Genomic DNA, 2469 nt, shown 5'->3' on the forward strand with positions numbered 1-2469 from the left:
GGGCGGCGTGTCGCCCCAGGGGTGGCGCCGGGAGCGGCCGGTGTCGGGGTCGTGGCGGGCGGCCTTCTCCCACTCGGCCTCGGTGGGCAGTCGGCGGCCGGCCCACCGGGCGTAGGCGTCCGCCTCGTACCAACTGACGTGCGTCACGGGTTCGTTCGGCGGCACGGGTTCGAGGTGGCCGAAGCGGCGGCGCAGCCAGGTGTCGCCGTCGCGACGCCAGAAGGCGGGGGCGGTGAGGCCGGCCTGCCGGAGGTGGAGCCAGCCGTCCGGCTGCCACCAACGGGCGTGTCGGTAACCGCCGTCGGCGATGAACTGCTGGTAGGCGGCGTTGGTGACGGGCACGGTGTCCAGCCAGAAGGCGGGCACGTCGACGCGGTGCGCGGGGCGTTCGTTGTCCAGCGCGTCGGGGTCGGTGGCGAGATCGGTGCCCATGGTGAACGGCCCCCCGGGCACGAGGACTTCGCGCGGCAGGGCGGCGGCGTCGGCGGGCGCGGCGGGCGGGGTCGGCGCGTCGAGCACGGCTGGGCCACGGCGGAGTTGGTGGGTGGCGAGCATGGTCTCGTCGTGCTGTTGCTCGTGTTGGGCGATCATCCGGAAGAGGAAGCGGGCCTCGGGCGGGGCGGTGGCCAGCACGTCGAAGGCCTGGGCGCGGACCTCGGCGAGGTAGTGGCGGGCCGCGTCCGGGGCGAGCAGCGGCAGGGCGGGGCGGTCGGCCCTGGGGTGGCGGAACGCGTCGTAGTACGGGTCGAGTTCGGGGCGCAGCGCGGGACGACCGCCGGCGGTGCGGACCAGCCAGATCTCCTCCTGGTTGCCGATGTGCGCCAGGTCCCAGACCAGCGGGGACATCAACGGGGAGTGCTGGGCGGTGAGTTCGTCGTCCGGAAGGCAGTCGGCGAGGGAGTGGGTGCGGCGCCTGGCGGTGGCCAGGGCCACCGCGAGGTCGTCGGTGTCGGAGGCGGGGCTGGTGAGGGTCTGGTCAGTCATGGCGCGCCCCTTCCAGCGGGGGTCGTGCGGGGCGGTCCACGCGGTCCAGGTGGTCGTCGGCCGGGCAACGGTCGCGTTCGGCGTAGCGGTCGGCGAACCGGCCGACGGCGGCGCGCAGTCGGGCGTCGGCCGGGTCGCGGGCCAGGGCGGACTCGGCGGCGGCGAGGCAGGCGCGGACGGCGGGGCCGAGCAGCGGGTCGGCCGGGCCGTGACGGGCGGCGCGCAGCCAGTACTCCGCGCGTGGCCGCCCGTCGTCCCCGGTCAGCGGCTCGGTGGCGCGGTGCGCGGCCTCGGCGGCCACCGGGTCGTCGAGCAGGGTGCGGACGACGGTGACCGGCACGAGCCAGTCGTCGCCCGACTGGGCGTCGATCATGCGGAGTTCGAGCCAGCCACGCGGCCTGACGGGCGGGAAGAGAGTGCTGAGGTGGTAGTCGAGGTCGGCCAGGGCCGGTGGTCGTTCCGGGTGTCGGTGCGGGCCGCGCAGCCAGGAGCGGAACGAGCGGGCGCGGGGCGCCGTCCAGGGGGCCGGCGGGTCGCGGCGCACGCACAGCAGCGACGCGTCCAGGGCGTAGCCGGCCCAGGCGGTGCGCGGGTCGCCGTCGCAGCCGTGCTCTGGCGGGCGGGTGCGGCCCGGGTCGATGCGGGCCCACAGCGCCTGCCGGGTGGACTTCCAGCCGGTCGGACGGCCGCGCAACAGCGGCGAGTTGGCGAAGGCGGCGACCAGCAGGGGGCCGATCCGGTGGGCCAGCGCCCAGCGGGCGCGGTAGCCGCTCGGCCCGTCCGATTCGTCGCCGGCGTCGACGCAGACCTGGACGGAGGCGGTGGCCCGCATCATGATCCGGCCGCCGGGGCCGAAGTGGTCGAAGTACGCCTCCATCGCGCGGTAGCGGGGGGCGTCGAGCACGCGCGGCTGGACGCGGTGCGGGTCGAGGCCAAGGCCGACGGGGGTCAGGCCGGCGGCGGCCAGCGCGTGGCGCAGCGCGGCGACGTCGTCGGCGGCGGCGCCGACGCAGCCGACGAGGCTGGTGGCCGGCGGCCCGCTGAGCTCCACCTGGCCGCCGGGCTCGCGGGTGACACGGGAGCCGCCAGGCAGCGCGCCGGGGACGGCGAGCGGGGCGAGCGCGGCCTCCAGCGCCTCGGGCGGGACCAGGCGGCCGGGGTCGCTGCGGTCGTGGACCAGCCATTCGAGTTCGACGCCGGTGCGGAGGGGCGGGGCGGCGGCGAAGCAGGTCCGGCGGACGTGCGCCTCCGCCTCGGCGGAGGAGAGGGGGCCGGGCGGCTCGTCGGCCTCGACGGCGGACGCGGCTGTCGCCGGGGTGGGATCCCATGCCATGCGAGTCGCCCTCCGCACGTTCCGATACGCCCCGGTTTTTCCGGAGCGCCGGATTCACGGTACGGCGGGGATGTTGGCGCCGTCCTGCGGCGGGGGTCCACCTGGGTGTCCGTCCGCGTTGGCGCTTCGCGCGGGTTGCCTGTGCCTGGTGG

2 protein-coding genes are annotated in these 2469 nt (G+C 76.9%); both read right to left on the reverse strand.

Going from position 1 to position 2469, the window contains the following annotated elements; genetic code table 11:
* Window positions 1–984: SUMF1/EgtB/PvdO family nonheme iron enzyme (locus tag E1265_RS35575; protein ID WP_132935078.1), on the reverse strand; the 984-nt coding region annotated here is incomplete at its 3' end.
* Window positions 977–2317, reverse strand: a complete 1341-nt coding sequence (gene egtA, locus E1265_RS35580; RefSeq protein ID WP_132935079.1) for an ergothioneine biosynthesis glutamate--cysteine ligase EgtA — start codon at window positions 2315–2317, stop codon at window positions 977–979. The genes E1265_RS35575 and egtA, both read right to left, overlap by 8 nt.
* Between the last annotated feature and the right edge of the window lie 152 nt (window positions 2318–2469).

The sequence above is a fragment of the Streptomyces sp. 8K308 genome, from assembly GCF_004348315.1.
Taxonomy (GTDB): domain Bacteria; phylum Actinomycetota; class Actinomycetes; order Streptomycetales; family Streptomycetaceae; genus Streptomyces.

What these genes read in the sequence shown, in the direction of transcription:
- egtA (WP_132935079.1), bottom strand. Translation starts at nt 2,317, where the DNA reads ATGGCATGGGATCCCACCCCGGCGACAGCCGCGTCCGCCGTCGAGGCC.